This window comes from Hydrogenophaga intermedia (assembly GCF_023715105.1).
GTDB classification, from domain to species: Bacteria; Pseudomonadota; Gammaproteobacteria; order Burkholderiales; family Burkholderiaceae_C; genus Hydrogenophaga; species Hydrogenophaga intermedia_A.
This window is the reverse complement of sequence record NZ_JAMBNO010000023.1, coordinates 1-18634: the sequence shown is the minus strand read 5'-3', so window position 1 is coordinate 18634 and position 18634 is coordinate 1. Positions and strand designations below refer to the sequence as shown.

The window sequence follows — 18634 nt, the reverse complement described above, 5'->3', positions numbered from 1 at the left end:
GGTCGCATTTTGTTGACCCTGGGTGGCCGATGCCCCTTGTGAGCACCGGCGCATGCGTCTAGCATGAGGCACACAAGAAAAGTAGAGGATCGCCATGGTGCCCCAGCACGTCCAGCTGGACGAATACCTCGGCCAGGCATTCAACCGCATGCCGGTGGCCATGATCGTGGTCAACCAGCAGGGTGCTATCACCCGCGTCAACCACCTCGCGGAGACCACCTTCGGCTACGAGGCCCGCGAGCTCATCGGCCAACCGGTCGAGACCCTCATCCCTCAGCGCTACCGCGGCCAGCACCCTCACTACCGTCGCGGCTTTCTCGCCGAAGCCACGGCCCGCCCCATGGGCCTGGGTCGTGACCTGAGCGGCCTGCGCAAAGACGGCAGCGAGTTTCCGGTCGAGATCGGCATCAACCCGGTCGATACGGGCGAGGGCCCGATGGTGCTGTCGGTCATCCTCGATCTGTCCGAACGCAAGCAGGCCGAAAAGCGCATCCAGGACGCGCTGTCCCAGAAGGATTTGCTGCTGCGCGAAGTGCACCATCGCGTGAAGAACAACCTGCAGGTGATCCATAGCTTGCTCGACCTGCAAGTGCTCAAGCTCGACGATCGCGACGTCATCGGCGTCCTGCGCGACAGCCAGAACCGCATCCGTTCGATGTCGCTCATCCATCAGACGCTATACCAGTCGAGCAATTTCGCGTGTGTGGATTTCCAGCGTTTTCTCGACGAGCTCGTGCCGTCGCTGATCGAGTCCTATCGTTCGGTCGTCGGGCAGGTGAACATCGCCATCGACGCTCACCAGGTCAAGCTACCCATCAGCGAAGCCATTCCTTGCGGGCTCATCATCAACGAGCTGGTCAGCAATGCGCTCAAGCACGGCTTTGCAGGCGCACACCACGGAACCATCACGGTGTCCGTTCTGGCCACCCAGGAAGACCAGGTCGAGATCTCGGTCAGCAACGATGGCCACCCGATTCCGACCGATCTCGACTTCGCCCAGTGCACCACGCTCGGGTTTCAACTGGTTCGCCTGCTGACGCGCCAGCTGGACGGCACGCTGGACATACAGCGCGCCGGGCCAACACGCATTGCATTGCGATTTCCGCTGGAGGTGGAAGCATGAGGAACCCCGCCAAGATCCTGATCGTGGAGGACGAAGGTATCGTGGCCTTCAACTTGCAACAACGCCTGCAGCAGCTTGGCTACAAAGTCATCGGCCCGGCCGAATCCGATACCGAAAGCCTGGCCCTGGTGGCCAGCGAACGGCCCGACCTGGTGTTGATGGACATCCACATCAAGGGCGAGCTGGACGGCATCGATCTCGCGGGCCTGCTGGGTCGGGACTATCAGCTGCCGATCGTCTACCTCACCGCGTACTCCGAAGACGCCACTCTGGAACGCGCGCGCCACACGCGGCCTTACGGCTACCTCATCAAACCGTTCTCCGAGCGGGAGCTGCACGCCACCGTCCAGATGGCGCTGGAGCGGCACGAGGTTCAGCGCGCACTGGCCGCCAATCAGACCTTGCTGGAGCAGGCCATGAGCGCGGCGGAGATGGGGTTCGTGCGCATCCGCCCGCAAGCGGGGTCGATCCGGATGAGCGGGGAACCTGCCGCGTTGGCCGCACTGCCCGACGACCAGGACAAGCCCTTGAGCGACTTTCTTTCGCGAGTCTCGCCTACGGATCGGGAGCAGTTCCTCTCCGATTGCGAGCAGGGTGTTCTGAGACGTCGTACCCTGAAACTCGGCGAAACCGATGACTTCCTGCACTGGCTGCAGCTCGATGCGGCCTCGAACGACGAAGGTCTGCTGCAAGGCGTGGCACAGAACGTGAGTGAGCGCGAGGCCGCACGCGCTGCGCTGCAGCGCAGTCACGACCTGCTCGAAGAGCGGGTGCGCGAACGCACCGAGGCGCTGCGCCTGCACATGCGCGAAATCGAATCGTTCAGCCATTCGGCGGCGCACGATCTGCGTTCGCCGATCCGGGCGATTGCCGGCCTGAGCCACCTGCTCGACGAATCCCACGGCGAGGCGCTGGGCGACGAAGGCCGAGCACTGCTGGGTCGTATTGGCCATTCCGCCCGACGCATGGCCGAGCTCGTCGACGCGCTGCTGGGCCTGGCCAAGCTCTCGAACACGCCGCTGAACCCTGAACCGCTGGATCTGGCGGAAATGGCCCGCGAGGTCCAGCAATCGCTGATCGAGACAGAACCCACGCGCCATGTCCAGTTCCGCATCGCACCCAGCGCACCCGGATACGGGGATCGACCATTGGTCCGCAGCGTGATCGAGAACCTGTTGCGCAATGCCTGGAAGTTCAGTCGCGATCGCGACCCCGCCGTCATCGAGTTTTGCGCCGAAACGCGCGATGGCCGCACGGTTTACCACGTGCGCGACAACGGCTGCGGTTTCGACAGCCGTCAGCACGACAAAATCTTCGCCGCCTTCCACCGCCTGCACGACGACCGCCAGTTCGGCGGCTTCGGCTTGGGCCTGAGCATTGCGCAGCGCATCGTGGTGCGCCATGGCGGCGAGATCCAGGCCGAGAGCGAGATCGACCGCGGCGCAACCTTCTACTTCACGCTCGGGCACTGAAGCTCCGACGCTCACCCCCTCGGGTGGTGCTGCGCCACCACGTTCTTGAGCCGCTCACGCGCCACGTGCGTGTAGATGGTGGTGGTGGAGATGTCGGCGTGGCCGAGCAGCATCTGCACGGCGCGCAGATCCGCGCCATGGTTGAGCAGATGGGTGGCGAAGGCGTGGCGCAATGTGTGCGGCGACAGCGGCGCGGTGATGCCCGCCTGCACCGCGTACTTCTTCACCAGTTGCCAGAACATCACGCGCGACATGGCCTCGCCGGCGCGCGCGCCGCGCGAGGTGACGAACAAGTCCTCGCTGGCCTGACCATTCAGGATGGCCGGGCGTGATTCGGCCAGGTAGCGTTGCAGCCACTCGCCCGCCACCTGGCCGAAAGGCACCAGGCGCTCCTTGTTGCCCTTGCCCGTGATGCGCAGCACGTGCTCACCCAGGCCGACGTGCCAGGCCTTGAGCGTGACGAGCTCGCTCACGCGCAGGCCGCTCGCGTACATGAGTTCCAGCATCGCCCGGTCGCGCAGGCCCAGCGGCGTGCCGGTGTCGGGCGCCGCGAGCAGCGCCTCGACCTGGGCCTCGGAGAGTGTCTTGGGCACGCGCAGCGGCTGGCGCGCGGGCAGCAGGCGCAGCGTGGGATCGACGCTCACGAAACGCTCGCGCAGCGCCCAGCGGAAGTAGCGCTTGAACACCGTGAGCCGCCGGTTGGCGGTGGTGGCGCGCGTGGCGGCATGGCGCTCGGCGAAGTAGGCGTGGATATCGGCCTCCTGCGCTTCGGGCAGGGCCTTGCCGCGCGTCGCCAGCCACTGGCCGAAGAGCGTCAGGTCACGCCGGTAGGCCTCGAGCGTGTTGCGCGCAAGGCCCTCTTCGAGCCAGAGGCTGTCGATGAAAGCCGACAGCGAAGGGTGTTCGCTGCCGGCCACCGGCGCGGACATCAGGGCTCCCGCCGGGCCGCCCCAAGGGAGACCTGCGCCCCCTCGGGGGGCAGCGACAACACGAAGTGCGCAGCGTGGGGGCTCATCAGTCCAGCTTGAGTTTCTGCTTGGCCACCACGCCCTTGTAGACCTCGAACTCGGCCTTGATCTGCGCCGTGAACTCGCTCGGCGAGTTGCCCACCACCAGCGAGCCGGTGTCCTCGATGCGCTTGCGCACGCCAGGGTCCTTGAGCGCCTCGGTGGCAGCGGTGTGAATCTTGGTCACCACATCAGGCGCCATGCCCTTGGGGCCGATCAGGCCGTAGTAGGCCATGCGGTTCACCGGCTCCAGGCCCACCTCCTTGAAGGTGGGCACGTTGGGCAGGGCAGCCACGCGCTGCGGCGCTGCGACCACGATGGCCACCAGCCGCCCACCCAGGATGTGCGGCAGCGCCGAGGGCAGGTTGTCGAAGATGATGGGCACCTGACCGCCAATGGTGTCGTTGAGGGCCGGGCCCGCACCGCGGTAGGGAATGTGCGTGATGAAGGTGCCGGTGAGGCTCTTGAACAGCTCGGTCTGCAGGTGGCCGATGCCACCCGTGCCCGAGCTCGCGTAGCTGTACTTGCCCGGGTTCTTCTTCACTTCTTCGAGGAAGCCCTTGAAGTCCTTGGCCGGGAAGCTCGGGTGCACCGCGATCACGTTGGGCGTGGCCGCGATGTTGATGATGGGCGTGAAGTCGTTGAGCGTGTCGTACGGGATCTTGGGGTTGATCGCCGGGTTGGCCGCGGTGGTCGACACCGTGGCCATGCCGATGTAGTGGCCATCGGGCGCGACGCGCGCAAGCTCCTGGGCGCCGACCACGCCACCACCGCCCGCGCGGTTGAGCACGACGACGTTCTGGCCGAGCGCCTTGCTCAGCGGCTCCGACATGACACGAGCAATGATGTCGGTGGTGCCGCCCGGCGCGAACGGCACCTGCAGGGTGACGGGTTTGCTCGGGAACGCCTGTGCCAGGGCAAGGCCCTGCGCGCCCAAGGCGGCCAGAGCGACTGCACTGGCCAGCGCGGTACGACGGTTGATCATGGTGGGGATCTCCTGAGGGGGTTACAAAAGCGAAGTACGCCGACTGTACCCAGTTGGAGCGCGCGACACCTTCGGGACAATACATAAGGGGAAACCCGGCCGCGGCGGTGGCCGGCCGCTACGATCGCGCGGTGAACTTCGCGCAACTGCTCTTCCCCGATTTCTCGCTCATCCTGTGCGGCTACCTCGTGTGCCGCTTCACCAAGCTCAACCGCACGGTGTGGGAGCAGGTCGAGAGCCTGGTCTATTACTTCCTCTTTCCGGTGCTGCTGTTCCACAGCATCGTCAAGAGCCCGCTCGATCTGTCGGCCGCCTCCAGCCTGGTGGGCGCGGCGGTGTCCCTGGCGCTGTGCGCCATCGCCCTCACCTACTCGCTGCCTCACTGGCCGTGGCTGGGCAAGCGCATCGACGTGCGGCTGCATGCCGCCAGCGCCCAGGTAGGGTTCCGCTTCAACTCCTTCATCCTGCTCGCCATCGCCGAGCGCGTGGCGGGGCCGCAGGGTCTGCTGATGGTGGCGGTGATCATCGGTTTTTGCGTGCCCATCTTCAACATCGGCGCGGTGTGGCCCATGGCGCGCCACGCCAACAAGGGCTTCGCGCGCGAGTTGGTGCGCAACCCGCTCATCATCGCCACCGCCACTGGCCTGGTGGCCAACCTGCTCGGTTTTGCCATGCCGCCCTGGCTGGAGCCCACGGTCAACCGCATCGGCCAGGCCTCGCTGGCGCTGGGCCTCATGGCCGCCGGCGCCGGCATGCAGTTCGGCAGCCTGGCCAGCGCCAAGCTGCTGGGCATCCTGGTGCTGGGCATCAAGCACCTGGCCGTCCCGCTGATGGCCTTTGGCCTGGCGCTGCTGTTCCGGCTCGACCCGGTGCAGACGGCCGTGCTGCTCACCTTTTCGGCCGTGCCCACCGCGTCCAGCTGCTACGTGCTGGCGGCGCGCATGGGCTACAACGGACCGTACGTGGCGGGGCTGGTCACGCTATCCACGCTGCTGGGCATGCTGAGCCTGCCGTTCGCACTCGGGGTGCTGGGTTCCCTTCAATAGCCCAGCAGGTTCTGCCGCACATGCAGCAGGTGTTCCAGCGTGAGCTGGCGCGCGCGCACGGTATCGCGCTCGCGCAGGGCGTTCACGATCGCGCGGTGCTCGGCCTGATACGCCAGGCGGCGCTCGGGCGTCACGCTCTTCTTCTTGAGTTGGCCCCAGTCGCTTTGCGCGCGCACGGTCTTCATGAGCGTGAACACGTTGGCCACGAAGCTGTTGTGCGCGGCGTCGGCAATGGCCTGGTGCAATTCACCGTCCCAGTGCTCGAAGGCCTCCAGCGTTTCGGCACGCTCGGCCTCGTCGCAACAGGCCTGCATGCGCTGCAGGTCGGCCGCGTTGGCGTTGCGGATCGCCATGTCGATGATGGCCGGCTCCAGCGCGAGACGCGCCTCCATCAGCTCGGCCGGGCTGGTGTGGCGCGATGAATCGGGCGCAGCGGCCCGGACCAGGCGATTCAGCCGCGTCGACGCGTGATCGGCCACGTAGGTACCGCTGCCCACGGTCTGCTCGATCAGGCCCTGTTGCTTGAGTTCCGCCAGTGCCTTTCGCACGGTGGTGCGGCTCACGCGGTGGCGCTGCGCGAGTTCGCGCTCGGTGGGCAGACGCTCGCCGGCGCGCCACTGGCCCGACTGCAGTTGATCGAGAAGGGTCTGGCGCAGGGCGAGGGGCATGCTCATGGCGTCGCACTGTACCAAAACAGACCAATCGGCGGTAGACCGGCCGGCCAGGGTTATTCCCTGATGGCATCGATCGTTTCACCCTCTACGATTCACAACCTGGTACCTATTGGTATTCATTGGTATATCGACCGTCAGCAGGAGTTTTCGTGCGCATCGTCACCTTCGTTCACCAGGGCCAACGCTTTGTCGGCCTGGTTTCGCCCGATCAACAGACCGTCACGCCGTTCGCGCTGTCGCCCGCCGAGGCACAGCGCGGCGCCTTGCCCTTGGTGGAGGCCGCCGCTGCGGGCCAGGCCCTGCCGGCCACCCAGGGCCCGGCACTGGCGCTGTCGGTCGTGCAGCTGGAATCGCCCATCCCGCGCCCGCGCCGCAACGTCTGGTGCGTGGGGCGCAACTACCACGAGCACGCGAAGGAGCTGCAGGGCTCGGTGTTCAAGAACAACAACGCCAACCCCGCGGTGTGGCCGATCGTCTTCACCAAGGTGCCCGAGTGCGTCGTTGGCCCGACCGACACGGTGAGATTGCCGGGCGAGACCATCTCGCCGCAGATCGACTACGAGGCCGAGCTTGCGGTGGTCATCGGGCGCGGCGGCAAGAACATCGCCAAGGCCGATGCGATGCAGCACGTGTGGGGCTACACCATCGTCAACGACGTGACCGCGCGCGACGTGCAGATGCGCCACCAGCAATGGGACATGGGCAAGAGTTTCGACACCTTCTGCCCCATGGGCCCGTGGCTCGTGACGGCCGACGAACTGGATGGCCAGCACACGCGCGTGCGCTGCTGGGTCAACGGCGAATTGCGCCAGGACGCGCGCACCGAGGACCTGATCTTCGACATCCCGACGCTGATCGAGACCATCTCGCGCGGCATCACGCTCTACCCCGGCGACATCATCGCCACCGGCACGCCGGCCGGCGTGGGCCTGGGCCTGAACCCGCCGCAGTTCCTGAAAACCGGTGACGTGGTGCGTATCGCCATCGACGGCATCGGCGAGATCCAGAACCGCTTTGCCTGAGCCCTCCCCTTCAAAACGACACAGGAGACAGACACCATGCAACGACGCGACTTCCACCGCCTGCTGGGCGCATCGGCCATCGGCCTCACCGGCCTGGGCACGGCCTTCGCGCAAGACGCCTTCCCGAGCAAGCCGATCACCATGGTGGTGCCCTTCCCACCCGGCGGCGTGGCCGATGCCGTGGGCCGGCCGGTGGCCGAGGCCATGGCGCGCCACCTGAACCAGTCGGTGGTGGTGGTCAACCGTGGCGGCGCGGGTGGTGCCATCGGCATGGCGGCGGTGGCCAAGGCGCCGGCCGACGGCTACACCGTGCTGATGGCGCTGTCGTCGCTGGTGGTGCTGCCCGAGGCCGACCGTATCCTCAACCGCCCGCCGCAGTTCGAGGTGAATCAGCTCGCACCGATCGCGCGCATGACGGCCGATCCCACGGTGCTGGTGGTGCGCGCCGACAGCCCGTGGAAAACCTACGCCGAGTTCATCGCGCACGCCAAAGCCAACCCGGGGCGCATCAGCTTCGGCTCATCGGGCAACTACGGGACGATGCAGGTGCCGATGGAGCAGCTCAAGGCGGCCACCAATACCTTCATGCTGCACGTGCCTTACACCGGTGCGGGCCCGGCCATCGTGGGCCTGCTGGGCGGCCAGGTGGAAGCGCTGGCCAGTGGGCCGGCGAGCATCGTGGGCCACATCAAGAGCGGGCGCCTGCGCGCGCTGGCGCACTGGGGCGAAGGCCGCCTGCCGCTGTTGCCCGATGTGCCCAGCTTCAAGGAACTGGGCGTGAACATCGGCTACTCGCAGTGGGCCGGCCTGTTCGCGCCCGCGGGCACGCCGCAACCGGTGATCGACAAGCTGCGCGAGGCCGCGCGCATGGCCGCGCGCGACGAGCGCACGATCCAGATCATGACGACCGCGGGCACGCAGTTCCAGTACCAGGACGCGGCCGAGTTCGACGCCTTCGTGAAGGCCGACGCGGCCGCCATGAAATCGGTGGTTCAGCGCATCGGGCGCGTGAACTGAAGCGCGGCAGCCGAGCTCAGCGCGGCGGCGCCACGGTGTCGATGCGGCGCTGCAAGCGCTCGACCTGCGCCGTGTCGCCCGCCGCGCGCGCGGCCTGCTGCTGCACGCCCAGCCACGCCAGCAGCGGCCGCGGCCAGCCCTGGGCCGAGGCCGTATCCACCGCCACTTGCACAACGCCGGGCGACGCCTGGCCGCGGCGCAGCGCAGCACCGGCGGCCACCAGTCGCGTGACCGGGTCGGCCACGCCTTGCAACGCACCCGCGGGGTCGGCCACTCCCAACGCGGCGCGGTGCGCCGGCGGCATGCGCTCGGCATCACCGGGCTGCAGGCGGTTCGACAGGTAGCGCGCGTAGGCCGCGTCCTCGGGCAAGGCGTCGGCCGACACAGTGTCGAAGCCGGTGCAGGGCTCGGGGTGCAAGGTGGCCACGCGCAAGGCGCAGCGATAAGCCTCGGTGCGCGCCACCAGCTCGGGCCGGCCGGTGCGGGCCACGGCCGCGCGGGCGCGCGCGAACTCGGCGCGTTCCACCGCGTCGCGGCCCTCGAACCAGGCAATGGTCGCGTTATCCAGGCTGCTTTTCGCGCTCATCTGCCAGTCCGGTGGCGGCGGCGTGCTCGAACACGCAGCGAGCAGCGTCACGCCGATCAGGATTCCCAGGCGTCTCATGGCAGCTTGATCTCCGTGTCGCGCGCGAAGGGCCACTTGCGGTTGATTTCGTTGATCAGGCTGTCGACCTGGCGCAGGCTGCGCTCCACCTCGGCGCGCAGCGCGGTGAGGTCGGTGGTGGCCTCGCGCGTGTTGGATGCGATGCCCTGCGCCTCGACCAGCACCGCGTCCACCTTCTGCAGGCTGCCGCGCGCGTCGCCCAACAGACCGTTGAGCTGCGTCACGGTGGCGCGCACATCGCCCAGCAGGCTGCCCTCGCCCGGCGCGGCGCCCTGGCCGAACACCTGGCGGTCGGCGTTGGCCACCAGCGAGTCGAGCCGCGCGGTCAGCGCGTTGGCGCGCGCCATCAAGGCATTGGCGCTGGCGATGGTGGCGGCGAGCTGCTTTGCATCCGCCTCGTTGCCCGTGAGCACACCCAAAGCACCGTGCGGGCCGTTGAGTTTCTCGGTGGTGGTCTGCAGGTTGGCCAGCGTCTGGTTGAGCGCCGCGTCGCGTTGCGTCATCGCCTTGAGGTTTTCCAGCAGCTCGCGCACCGCCGCGGTGATCTGCGGGATCTCGGCCGCAGCATCGCCGCGCAGCACGGTGCGTTCGGCGCCGTCGGGCAGCGGCGGGTCGTCGAGCACGCCGCTGAAGGCGCGGATGCGCGTGCCGCCCACCAGGCTGCGCTCCATGGTGAAGATGCTGGAGCTGCGCAGCCACTTGGCGTCCTTCTCGGCCACGTCGACCAGGATGCGCGCATTGCCGTCCTCACCGAGCTCCACGCGCGCCACGCGCCCGATGGCAAAGCCGGCGAAGGTCATGTCCATGCCCACGGTCACGCCCTCGGCGTCGTCGGCGATCAGCACCACGCGCTGCGTGGGCTCGAACACGCCGCGCGCGAACATCACGTACAGCACCGAACCCACCACCAGCAGCAGCGTGAGCGCCATCAGCAACGCGGCCTTGAAGGCGAGACCACGCACCGGCGGTGGCTCGGGCACCAGGGGGTCTTCGTGCTGCGGGTTGGTCATGGCGTGATCAGTAATAGTTGCCCACGAGCGAAACGATCTCGACCATCAGCAGCACCGAGAACAGGCGCGCGAATTCGGTCATGTCGCTGCGTGGCACGAAGCGGCCGTGCGCGTCGGGTTCGGCGGCGCCGGCCAGCGGCACCACCGCCACGGCCAGGCTGAAGAAGAAGGTCTTGAAACCGAAGATCAGCGAGACCACCGGCGTGAACACCGAACCCACGTCGCGCGTGTAGCCGGCCAGCGCCCAGGGCGAGGCGCCATAGACCATGAGGTAGGTGAGCACCAGCGCGATCACGCCCGAGAGTGCGGCCAGCAGGATGACCGAATGGATGCTGGCCAGCGCGCGCGGCAGCAGAACGCCGGCCAGGCCGGCAATGCCCGGAATGCGTTGCCCCGTGCGTTGGCGCGCGTCGAGCTGCGCGCGCAGCTGCTCGGCCCCGGGCATGGCGTGGCGCAGCGCCACAAACAACGCGGCCGTGAGCGGAATGAGCTCCAGCACCAGGGTGCGCACCAGCACTTCCAGCGCGTACTGCGACAGGCCGTAGCTGCTGGCGGTGGCGGTGACGATGCGGATGATGACCAGGCTGATGAGCAGCGACAGCACCAGGAACCAGGGCAGTAGCGGCAGCACCGCGTGCACCATGTGCAGCAGCACCGCGCGGCTGCGGCCCTGGGTGTAGCTCGACGGCGAGAGCACCAGCACCAGGATCTGTGCCGCCAGTTGCAGCGCGTGCCACCAGGCCACGGCCTGCCCGCGCAGGCGCCGGGCTTCGCGGCCGAGGGCGTGTGGCGGGTTGGCGTGCAGCGGCATGCGCAGCATGATAGCCAGCGCCCGTGTCTCGCCGGCATGTCGCAAAGTGAGACTTCGTGACAGGCGGGTGACGCAGGGGCGACGCGCTCGGTGTTTGTGCCGATGGCCAAATGGCAACCCGCCGCTCCAATGCCCAGCGGCACCGACCCGACAGCACCCCGGAGACAACATGAAGCACGCCTACTCGCCGCTGGTGCGGCGCCAGACCATCGCCGACGCCCTGCACCGCACGGCCCTGCGCCTGCCGGACAAGCTCGCCATCGCCTGCGGCGAGGTGCGCTGGAGCTACGCCGACTTCAACGCCCTGGTGAGCCGCCTGGCTGCCGGCCTGGCGCAGCTCGGCGTGGCCGAGGGCGACAAGGTGGCCGTGCTGGCGCGCAATTCGCACGGTTTCGCGGCGCTGCGCTTTGCCGTGGCGCGCCGCGGCGCGGTGCTGGTGCCGATCAACTTCATGCTCAAGGCTGACGAAGTCGCCTACATCCTGCGCCACGCGCAGGCGAAAACCCTGGCCACCGACAGCGGCCTGAGCAGCCTGGCGCGCGCCGCGGCCGCGCTGGACACCGCGGTGGAGCGCTTCATCTGGCTGCCCGGCGAAGACCCGAGCGAGCCCGACCCGACCATGCACCGCTTCGACCACCTGGCCGCGTGCGCCGACCCGCTGCCCGAGGTGACGCTGCAAAGCACCGACGTGGCGCAGATCGTCTACACCAGCGGCACCGAGTCCATGCCCAAAGGCGCCATGCTCACGCACGACGCGGTGCTGTGGCAGTACGTGAGCTGCGTCATCAACGCCGAGATCTCCGAGACCGACGTGGCCCTGCACGCGCTGCCGCTGTACCACTGCGCGCAGCTCGACGTGTTCTTCGGCCCCGCCATCTACATCGGCAGCAGCAACGTCATCACCGGCAAGCCGGTACCCGACCATTTGCTCAACCTGCTGGAGCAGCACCGCATCACCAGCTTCTTCGCGCCGCCCACGGTGTGGATCGCGCTGCTGCGCTCGCCCGCCTTCGACGCCGCGCGCCTGAAGACGCTGGCCAAGGGCTACTACGGCGCATCCATCATGCCGGTGGAGGTGTTGAAGGAACTGGCCTCGCGCCTGCCCGCGGTGCGGCTGTGGAACCTGTACGGCCAGACCGAGATTGCGCCGCTGGCCACCATGCTGCCGCCCGAGGACCAGCTGCGCAAGCCGGGCTCTTGCGGCAAGGCGGTGCTCAACGTGGAGACGCGCGTCGTCAACGAACTGATGGAAGACGTGATGCCCGGCGAGGTGGGCGAGGTGGTGCACCGATCGCCGCACCTGATGCTGGGCTACTTCAACGACCCCGAGAAAACCGCCGCCGCCTTCAGCGGCGACTGGTTCCACAGCGGCGATCTGGCCACCATCGACGACGAGGGCTACATCACGATCGTCGATCGCAAGAAGGACATGATCAAGACCGGCGGCGAGAACGTGGCCAGCCGCGAGGTGGAGGAAATGATCTACCGCCTGAGCGCGGTGAGCGAGGTGGCGGTGATCGGCCTGCCCGACGCCAAGTGGGTCGAGGCGGTGACGGCCATCATCGTGGTCAAGGCCGGCCACGCGCTCACCGAGGACGAAGTCATCGCCCACTGCAACACGCACATGGCGGGCTTCAAGAGCCCGAAGCGCGTGGTGTTCACCGATGCGCTGCCCAAGAACCCGAGCGGCAAGCTGCTCAAGCGCGAGCTGCGGTTGAAGTACGCGCAGCAAGGCTGAACGCGCCCGCGCGCCCGGCCCTCAACCCTGCGCCAGCGCCCAGGCCACGTGCTCGCGCACGAGTGCGCTGGGGTGTTCGGCGCGCGCCTGCAGCGCCTGCGTGATGGCCGGGTCCGGCTTACCACGCAGCGCATTGCCCAGGCCCACCGCCAGATTGCGCAGCCAGCGCTCGTGGCCAATGCGGCGGATCGCGCTGCCTTCGGTGCGGCGCAGGAACTCGTCCTCGCTCCAGCCGAACAGCTCGACCATCGTGGCGCCGGCAAAGCCCTCGCGCACGTCGAAATCGGGCAGCGTGGCGCGCTGCGCGAACTTGTTCCAGGGGCAGGCCAGCTGGCAGTCGTCGCAGCCGTAGATGCGGTTGCCCATGGGCGCGCGCAGTTCCAGCGGAATCGGCCCTGCGTGTTCGATGGTGAGGTAGCTGATGCAGCGGCGCGCGTCCACGCGCTGCGGGCCGGTGATGGCCTGCGTGGGGCACACATCGATGCAGGCGCTGCACGTGCCGCAGTGGTCGGTGACCGGTTCGCTCGGCGGCAGTTGCAGATCGACGTAGATCTCGCCCAGGAAGAACATCGAGCCCGCCTCGCGGTGCAGCGTGAGCGTGTGCTTGCCGCGCCAGCCGATGCCGCTGCGTGAAGCGAGCTCGACCTCCAGCACCGGCGCCGAATCGGTGAACACGCGGTGGCCGAACGGGCCGATCTGCGCGGCAATGCGGTCGGCCAGTTGCTGCAGGCGCGCGCGCAGCACCTTGTGATAGTCCCGCCCACGGGCATACACCGAGACGATGGCCTCGCCCGGGCGCTGCAGGCGCTGCCATTCGTGGTCCACCCAGTCGGGCGGCGTATCGCGAGGCAGGTAGTCCATGCGCGCGGTGATCACGCTCAGCGTGCCGGGCACCAGCTCGGCCGGGCGCGCACGTTTGAGGCCGTGGGCGGCCATGTAGGCCATCTCGCCGTGGCATCCAGCCGACAACCAGGCCATCAATCCCGGTTCTGCGGCGCTCAAGTCCACCCCGGCCACCCCGATTTGGGAGAATCCAAGTTGTCGTCCCCAAGCACGCAACTGCGAGACGAGTTGAGCAGCATCCAACACAGCCTTCATGGGGCGCCGATGGTAGCAACGCCCCCCGCCACCTGGCAGGGCCGCTGGGCCCACGAGGCCGACACCCAGGCCTTTGCCCAGCGGATGGCCACGTGCCCGGCCGTTGCCCACGCCACGCTGGCCCTGCATGGCGACCTCGGCGCCGGCAAGACCACCTTCGTGCGCCACCTGCTGCGCGCCCTGGGCGTGCGCGGGCGCATCAAGAGCCCCACCTACGCGGTGGTGGAACCGCACAGCGCCATCGACTGCCCGCTGATGCCGCCCGGCGAGGTGCTGTCCATCTGGCATTTCGACTTCTACCGCTTCTGCGACCCGCGCGAGTGGGAGGAAGCGGGCTTTCGGGAACTGTTCGCCAGCCCGGGCCTCAAGCTCGTCGAATGGCCCGAGCGCGCGGCCGGCTTCCTGCCCCCGATCGACCTGGACCTGCACATCGACCCCGACCCGATGAACACCGACCCCGAGCACGACGACGCGCGACGCGTGCGCGCCGAGGCCCAAACGCCCGCCGGCCGCCTGCTGCTGGCCGCCATCGCATGACGGCACCGCCGCAAGCCGCCCTGCCCCGCCGCACGCTGCTGCGCGCCGGCACCCTGGTGCTGCTGCTCGGCAGCGCGCACATCGCGCGCGGCGCCAGCGTGCTGGCGGTACGCCTCTGGCCGGCGGAGGACTACACCCGCGTCACCATCGAAAGCGATGCACCGCTCAGCGCGCGCTCCTTCATGGTGAACGAGCCGCCGCGCCTGGCGGTCGACATCGAGGGCATTGACCTGCTGCCCGGCCTGCGCGAGCTGGTGGCGCAGCTGCGCGCTGACGACCCCAACATCGCCGGTATCCGCGTGGGCCAGAACGCGCCCAACGTGGTGCGGCTGGTCATCGACCTCAAGCACGCCATCCAGCCGCAGGTGTTCAACCTGCCGCCGGTGGCCGCCTACCAGCACCGGCTGGTGTTCGACCTCTACCCCACCAACCCGCCCGACCCGCTGGAACAGCTGATCGCGCAGGCCATGAAATCGCGCGACGAGGCGAGCGAGCGCGCGGCACGCCTGCTGGGCCTGGAGACCGGACGCCTGGCGCAGGCCAGCCCCGGCCCGGCCGCGCCGCCCACCCCACCCGGTGAAGCGCACGACCCGCTGGGCGACCTGATCGCCCGCGCGGGCAAGCCCGGGGCGGCGCCGGCCGACAAAGCCAACGAAGCGGCCGGCGCCCCAGCCAAACCCGGCGACGCCACCACCGTGGCCAAGGGCCCGCCCCCGCCCAGCAAGCAGCGCCCCGGCAGCGCGCCCGCGCGCAAGACCGAACGCCTCATCGTCGTCGCGCTCGACCCCGGCCACGGCGGCGAGGACCCGGGCGCTATCGGCCCGCGCGGCACACGCGAGAAAACCGTGGTGCTGCAGATCGCCCAGAAGCTGCGCGACCGCATCAACGCCACCACCGTCAACGGCAACCCCATGCGCGCCTACATGACGCGCGACGCCGACTTCTTCGTGCCGCTGCAAACGCGCGTGAGCAAGGCCCAGCGCGTGCGCGCTGACCTTTTCATCAGCATCCACGCCGACGCCTTCTACAGCCCCAAGCCCGCAGGCGCCAGCGTCTACGCGCTCAGCACCCGCGGCGCGAGCTCCGCCGCCGCGCGCTGGATGGCCGACAAGGAAAACGCGGCCGACCTGGTGGGCGGCATCAACGTCAAGGCCAAGGACGCCACCGTGCAGCGCACCTTGCTCGACATGAGCACCACCGCCCAGATCAACGACAGCCTCAAGATCGGCAGCAAGCTGCTGGGCGAGGTGAAGCAAGTGGGCAAGCTGCACAAGCCGCGCGTGGAACAGGCCAACTTCGCGGTGCTGCGCGCGCCCGACATCCCCAGCGTGCTGGTGGAAACCGCCTTCATCAGCAACCCCGACGAAGAGCGCCGCCTGAACGACCCCAAGTACCAGAACGAGCTCGCCGACGCCCTGCTGCGCGGCATCGTGCGCTACTTCGAGGCCAACCCGCCCCTGGCCCGCACACGGCAGATCTGAACGCGGCCGCGCGCGGCAGATCGCGCTGTGCATGGACAAGCGCAATCAGCCTGGGACATGATGCGGCGACGCCATCGCTCAGGAGGCATCGTGCAGATCACCGGCAAGCGATTCGATGTGGCCATCGTGGGCGGTGGCCTGGCCGGCGTCGTGGCACTGGCCTATGCGCGTCGGGCCGGGCTGGACGCCGTGGTGCTGGAGCGCCAGGGCCGCGTGGGCGGGCTCTGGCGCGACCTCCCCGCCTGGCAGGACATCCAGATCAGCACCGCAGACTGGCAGCTGGGTGACCTGCCGTTGCAGGGAGCGACCCAGCCGCACATCCTGGCCAACATCGAAGCCTGGGTCGAGCACTTCGGCCTGGCCGACGGCATCCAGCTGAACACGCCGGTGCAGTCGGCCCGGGAGGACGCCGCCGGCTGGGAGCTGGCCACGCCCCAGGGCCTGGTGCACGCGCGGCACCTGGTGGCGGCCACGGGCGCACACAACACGCCGAACATCCCTGCATGCGCGCGCACGGGAAGCACGGTGCGCGAATTCCATTCGAGCGCGCTGCGAGACCCCGGCCTGTTGAGTGGCCGCGACGTCCTGGTGGTGGGCGGCGGCGCCTCGGCCTTTGACCTGCTGGAGCTGTGCATTCAGCACGGCGCGCGGCGCCTGACCTGGGCCTTTCGGGGCACGCGCTGGTTTGTGCCCACGCGCAAACCCAAACACGTGGCCGGTAGCGTGCGCGGCTTTGCCCGCCTGCAGGCCAGCGGCATGACGGCCGAGCAGCAAAGCGCAACCATCGGTGCCGACATGCGCGAGCGCTACCAAAAATTCGGCATCACCGACATCATGCCCACGCAGCCCTTCGACGTGCTGCGCGACCAGCTCATTCCAGGGCGCCCCGCCATGCTCGAGCACTATGCGGAGATTGATCGCCACCACGCCAGCGTGGAGAGCATCACCGGCAACACGGTGGCGCTGTCAAACGGGCAGGCCGTACCAACCGAGCTGCTGCTCTGGGGCACCGGCTACGGTATCGATCTGTCGTACTTTGCATCGGTAGCCATCGCCTCCATCCGCAATGTGGAGGATCTGGCGGCGCGCTGCGGCTGCATCTTTCGCAGCCTGGACGCATCCAACCTGTACTTCCCTGGCGTCGGCCTGGACGGCATTGGCTCGTCCCCGTGGGCCTACGCGCTGCTTTGCCGCACCATCATGTCTCACATCAAGGGCACAGCACGGCTCGACGACGTGCCCATGGGCCACAAAGTCAACCACTTCGACATCGTCCAACACCTCGCCCCGCGCGACCCGGCGAGCTACCCTCCCGACAGCTGGCAGTCGCACTACCGCGATCTCGCGCTCAACACACCGGACGAACTACCGTATCCGATTCCTTGAGGAGAGGTCTGCCCGATCTTGGGGAGAACGGACGCAGCCATTGGCCAACATGGTCTGGGCGATGTCGCAGGCATCCTGTTCACTCAAGCGCAGCAGATGGTGCATTCGCTTCATGGGTTGATGAGCAGCTCACCAGGCGCAGTTAGTTTTTTCCCAAAGTCGAAACCATGGGCTGCAGCCTCGTCTTTGCCGACCTCGAGAGAGGCCCCCTGCCATCGTCAGGTCACCAGCTCGAGATACTCCTGTCGCGTCTGCGGCAGTACGCTCGCGACAAGTTGCTCATATGACGTTTGGTGGCTGGCCAGCATGCGGGCCGATGCCACGGACTTCGACCGGCAATACCAGTGACAGGTATGCTGCATCAGGAGCATCTCGGCCAGAATGGCAAAGGCGCGGTCCTTCGGGGAGGCGCCCTGTTGCTCGATCGCACGGCAGATGCCGCGGGCGTGTACGCGCAGCGCCTCTCGCATGTCGAAGGACCTGTCGAACGCGGGCGAACCGGGCAACCAGATCGGGAACTTGCTCACGCGCGTGGCCGTGGGCTCGACACCCGCGAAGTCCTCCGCCAGCTTGCTGACCTGCCGGCTCAGGGCATCTTCCGTCCCGCGCAGCACGCCCCAAACCTGCTCGCCGCGGGTGGGGTCTGATTCGCCCAGGGCGCGCGAGTAACCCTGCGACAGCGTCTCAATGTGCTTTTCGATGTCGTGGCCGTGCAGGTAGCGGGCCAGGATGGCTATGCGCCGTTGCTGCTGCCTGCCCCTGGTGATCCACAAAGCAACGAGCGTGAGAGGGAGGAGAAGAAGGAAATCCACGGACCGATGGTACACAGGCCATCACCCGACGGCCGCCCGCTTTCCAGCGGTCGATCACCGAGAACCCTGTGGCGATCGATGCGAAGGGTGCGGTGAGGATCACGCCAGGTTGGGGTAAGCGACTGATCGACTTTTCTGAAACGGGTTGACCGTTGCCGCTGTCGCTTCATCTGAGATTCGGAGCTGCAACGGGTGCTTAAGACTGGACTGAGACGTTCCCTTTTGAAACGTGGCCGGCATCTTCTGACCCGGAGCAGTCCTTCACCCACGTTCCGAAAACCGGACCTTCAGTTCTAAGGTGCCAAATTATCCAGAGGGCTGGCGGTGCTACCAGTGGCCACCTTCAGCACATGTGTGTAGATCGCTGGGTATTTCGGACCAACGTGACCGGTGATTTCGGCATCGTGACCGAGGATTTCGGCCTATCGTGACCAAGTCCATTTTCGGTTCATCGTGACCGGTCGTTTCGGCAACGTGACCGAGCATTTCGGTCATCGTGACCGCCGTTTCAGTCCTCATTTTTGTTGGGCCTGAAGCCTGGCAGTGCTGCGTAGAGAACTCAACCCGGGCGTCCTAACCTCGACGGCTTTTGCCCTCAGGAGCCAGATGCCCAAACCTCGAATGTCTCTACGCATGATCAAAGACGTTATCCGCCTGAAGTGGCAGGCCGATCTCTCGCACGAGCAGATCGCTGCCACCCTCAACATATCCAAGGGAGCCGTCGCCAAGTACGTTGGCCTGACCAATGCCG

Annotated in this window: 17 protein-coding genes; 9 read left to right on the top strand and 8 right to left on the bottom strand. The window is 67.7% G+C overall.

All coding sequences use genetic code 11. The features are described from left to right. The first annotated feature begins 94 nt into the window (after positions 1-94). Both M3149_RS18570 and M3149_RS18565 read left to right on the top strand, forming a co-directional pair. Complete coding sequence (locus M3149_RS18570) at positions 95-1123, top strand: sensor histidine kinase (protein ID WP_251710978.1); 1029 nt, start codon at positions 95-97, stop codon at positions 1121-1123. Beyond that, positions 1120-2595 carry a sensor histidine kinase gene (locus M3149_RS18565; RefSeq protein WP_251710977.1) on the top strand — a complete coding sequence of 492 codons (1476 nt, stop codon included), beginning with the start codon at positions 1120-1122 and terminating at the stop codon, positions 2593-2595. Before M3149_RS18570 ends, M3149_RS18565 begins: the two co-directional genes overlap by 4 nt. A gap of 11 nt (positions 2596-2606) precedes the next feature. Here M3149_RS18565 and xerD read toward each other — a convergent pair whose 3' ends face one another. Both xerD and M3149_RS18555 read right to left on the bottom strand, forming a co-directional pair. Next, positions 2607-3524, bottom strand: coding sequence for a site-specific tyrosine recombinase XerD (gene xerD, locus M3149_RS18560; RefSeq protein ID WP_251710976.1), 918 nt, complete (start codon positions 3522-3524; stop codon positions 2607-2609). A gap of 85 nt (positions 3525-3609) precedes the next feature. Further along, complete coding sequence (locus tag M3149_RS18555) at positions 3610-4587, bottom strand: tripartite tricarboxylate transporter substrate binding protein BugE (protein ID WP_285887276.1); 978 nt, start codon at positions 4585-4587, stop codon at positions 3610-3612. A gap of 131 nt (positions 4588-4718) precedes the next feature. Here M3149_RS18555 and M3149_RS18550 point away from each other — a divergent pair, with 131 nt between their 5' ends. Continuing rightward, positions 4719-5633 carry an AEC family transporter gene (locus M3149_RS18550; RefSeq protein WP_251711021.1) on the top strand — a complete coding sequence of 305 codons (915 nt, stop codon included), beginning with the start codon at positions 4719-4721 and terminating at the stop codon, positions 5631-5633. Here the strand turns inward: M3149_RS18550 and M3149_RS18545 are convergent. Then, positions 5627-6307: a FadR/GntR family transcriptional regulator gene (locus M3149_RS18545; protein ID WP_251710975.1), complete on the bottom strand. Its 681-nt coding sequence runs from the start codon at positions 6305-6307 to the stop codon at positions 5627-5629. The genes M3149_RS18550 and M3149_RS18545 overlap by 7 nt on opposite strands. 149 nt (positions 6308-6456) lie before the next feature. Between M3149_RS18545 and M3149_RS18540 the strand changes: the two genes are divergently transcribed. Next, entirely contained in the window at positions 6457-7329 is an 873-nt protein-coding gene (locus tag M3149_RS18540; protein WP_251710974.1) for a fumarylacetoacetate hydrolase family protein, read from the top strand. A gap of 36 nt (positions 7330-7365) precedes the next feature. Beyond that, positions 7366-8346: a Bug family tripartite tricarboxylate transporter substrate binding protein gene (locus M3149_RS18535; RefSeq protein ID WP_251710973.1), complete on the top strand. Its 981-nt coding sequence runs from the start codon at positions 7366-7368 to the stop codon at positions 8344-8346. Between the two features lie 16 nt (positions 8347-8362). On the opposite strand, the gene M3149_RS18530 is transcribed toward M3149_RS18535, so the two are convergent. From M3149_RS18530 to M3149_RS18520, 3 genes are read right to left on the bottom strand one after another with little or no spacing between them, the layout of a single operon-like run. Then, entirely contained in the window at positions 8363-9010 is a 648-nt protein-coding gene (locus M3149_RS18530; RefSeq protein ID WP_251710972.1) for a hypothetical protein, read from the bottom strand. Then, entirely contained in the window at positions 9007-10020 is a 1014-nt protein-coding gene (locus tag M3149_RS18525; RefSeq protein WP_251710971.1) for an MlaD family protein, read from the bottom strand. The genes M3149_RS18530 and M3149_RS18525 overlap by 4 nt, the downstream gene beginning before the upstream one ends. A gap of 7 nt (positions 10021-10027) precedes the next feature. Beyond that, positions 10028-10840 (bottom strand): MlaE family ABC transporter permease, encoded by an 813-nt coding sequence (locus tag M3149_RS18520; RefSeq protein WP_251710970.1) that lies wholly within the window; start codon positions 10838-10840, stop codon positions 10028-10030. A gap of 160 nt (positions 10841-11000) precedes the next feature. Between M3149_RS18520 and M3149_RS18515 the strand changes: the two genes are divergently transcribed. Continuing rightward, positions 11001-12569 carry an acyl-CoA synthetase gene (locus tag M3149_RS18515; protein WP_251710969.1) on the top strand — a complete coding sequence of 523 codons (1569 nt, stop codon included), beginning with the start codon at positions 11001-11003 and terminating at the stop codon, positions 12567-12569. Positions 12570-12590: 21 nt separating this feature from the next. Here the strand turns inward: M3149_RS18515 and queG are convergent, their stop codons facing one another. Continuing rightward, positions 12591-13667, bottom strand: coding sequence for a tRNA epoxyqueuosine(34) reductase QueG (gene queG, locus M3149_RS18510; RefSeq protein ID WP_251710968.1), 1077 nt, complete (start codon positions 13665-13667; stop codon positions 12591-12593). Positions 13668-13676: 9 nt separating this feature from the next. On the opposite strand from queG, the gene tsaE reads away from it, so the two are divergent. The 3 genes from tsaE (at position 13677) to M3149_RS18495 (ending at position 17071) form a co-directional block, all read left to right on the top strand. Then, entirely contained in the window at positions 13677-14204 is a 528-nt protein-coding gene (tsaE, locus tag M3149_RS18505; protein WP_251710967.1) for a tRNA (adenosine(37)-N6)-threonylcarbamoyltransferase complex ATPase subunit type 1 TsaE, read from the top strand. Next, positions 14201-15685, top strand: a complete 1485-nt coding sequence (locus M3149_RS18500; protein ID WP_251710966.1) for an N-acetylmuramoyl-L-alanine amidase — start codon at positions 14201-14203, stop codon at positions 15683-15685. The genes tsaE and M3149_RS18500 overlap by 4 nt, the downstream gene beginning before the upstream one ends. A gap of 90 nt (positions 15686-15775) precedes the next feature. Further along, on the top strand, positions 15776-17071 hold the full coding sequence (locus M3149_RS18495) for a flavin-containing monooxygenase (protein WP_251710965.1): 1296 nt from the start codon (positions 15776-15778) through the stop codon (positions 17069-17071). Between the two features lie 218 nt (positions 17072-17289). Here M3149_RS18495 and M3149_RS18490 read toward each other — a convergent pair whose 3' ends face one another. Beyond that, positions 17290-17883: a hypothetical protein gene (locus tag M3149_RS18490; protein WP_251710964.1), complete on the bottom strand. Its 594-nt coding sequence runs from the start codon at positions 17881-17883 to the stop codon at positions 17290-17292. Positions 17884-18634: the final 751 nt, after the last annotated feature.

Bases quoted from the DNA above. Each gene is read 5' to 3' on its own strand.
- M3149_RS18570 (WP_251710978.1), top strand. From the start codon at position 95: ATGGTGCCCCAGCACGTCCAGCTGGACGAATACCTCGGCCAGGCATTC.
- M3149_RS18565 (WP_251710977.1), top strand. From the start codon at position 1,120: ATGAGGAACCCCGCCAAGATCCTGATCGTGGAGGACGAAGGTATCGTG.
- xerD (WP_251710976.1), bottom strand. From the start codon at position 3,524: ATGTCCGCGCCGGTGGCCGGCAGCGAACACCCTTCGCTGTCGGCTTTC.
- M3149_RS18555 (WP_285887276.1), bottom strand. From the start codon at position 4,587: ATGATCAACCGTCGTACCGCGCTGGCCAGTGCAGTCGCTCTGGCCGCC.
- M3149_RS18545 (WP_251710975.1), bottom strand. From the start codon at position 6,307: ATGAGCATGCCCCTCGCCCTGCGCCAGACCCTTCTCGATCAACTGCAG.
- M3149_RS18535 (WP_251710973.1), top strand. From the start codon at position 7,366: ATGCAACGACGCGACTTCCACCGCCTGCTGGGCGCATCGGCCATCGGC.
- M3149_RS18530 (WP_251710972.1), bottom strand. From the start codon at position 9,010: ATGAGACGCCTGGGAATCCTGATCGGCGTGACGCTGCTCGCTGCGTGT.
- M3149_RS18525 (WP_251710971.1), bottom strand. From the start codon at position 10,020: ATGACCAACCCGCAGCACGAAGACCCCCTGGTGCCCGAGCCACCGCCG.
- M3149_RS18520 (WP_251710970.1), bottom strand. From the start codon at position 10,840: ATGCTGCGCATGCCGCTGCACGCCAACCCGCCACACGCCCTCGGCCGC.
- M3149_RS18515 (WP_251710969.1), top strand. From the start codon at position 11,001: ATGAAGCACGCCTACTCGCCGCTGGTGCGGCGCCAGACCATCGCCGAC.
- queG (WP_251710968.1), bottom strand. From the start codon at position 13,667: ATGAAGGCTGTGTTGGATGCTGCTCAACTCGTCTCGCAGTTGCGTGCT.
- tsaE (WP_251710967.1), top strand. From the start codon at position 13,677: ATGGTAGCAACGCCCCCCGCCACCTGGCAGGGCCGCTGGGCCCACGAG.
- M3149_RS18500 (WP_251710966.1), top strand. From the start codon at position 14,201: ATGACGGCACCGCCGCAAGCCGCCCTGCCCCGCCGCACGCTGCTGCGC.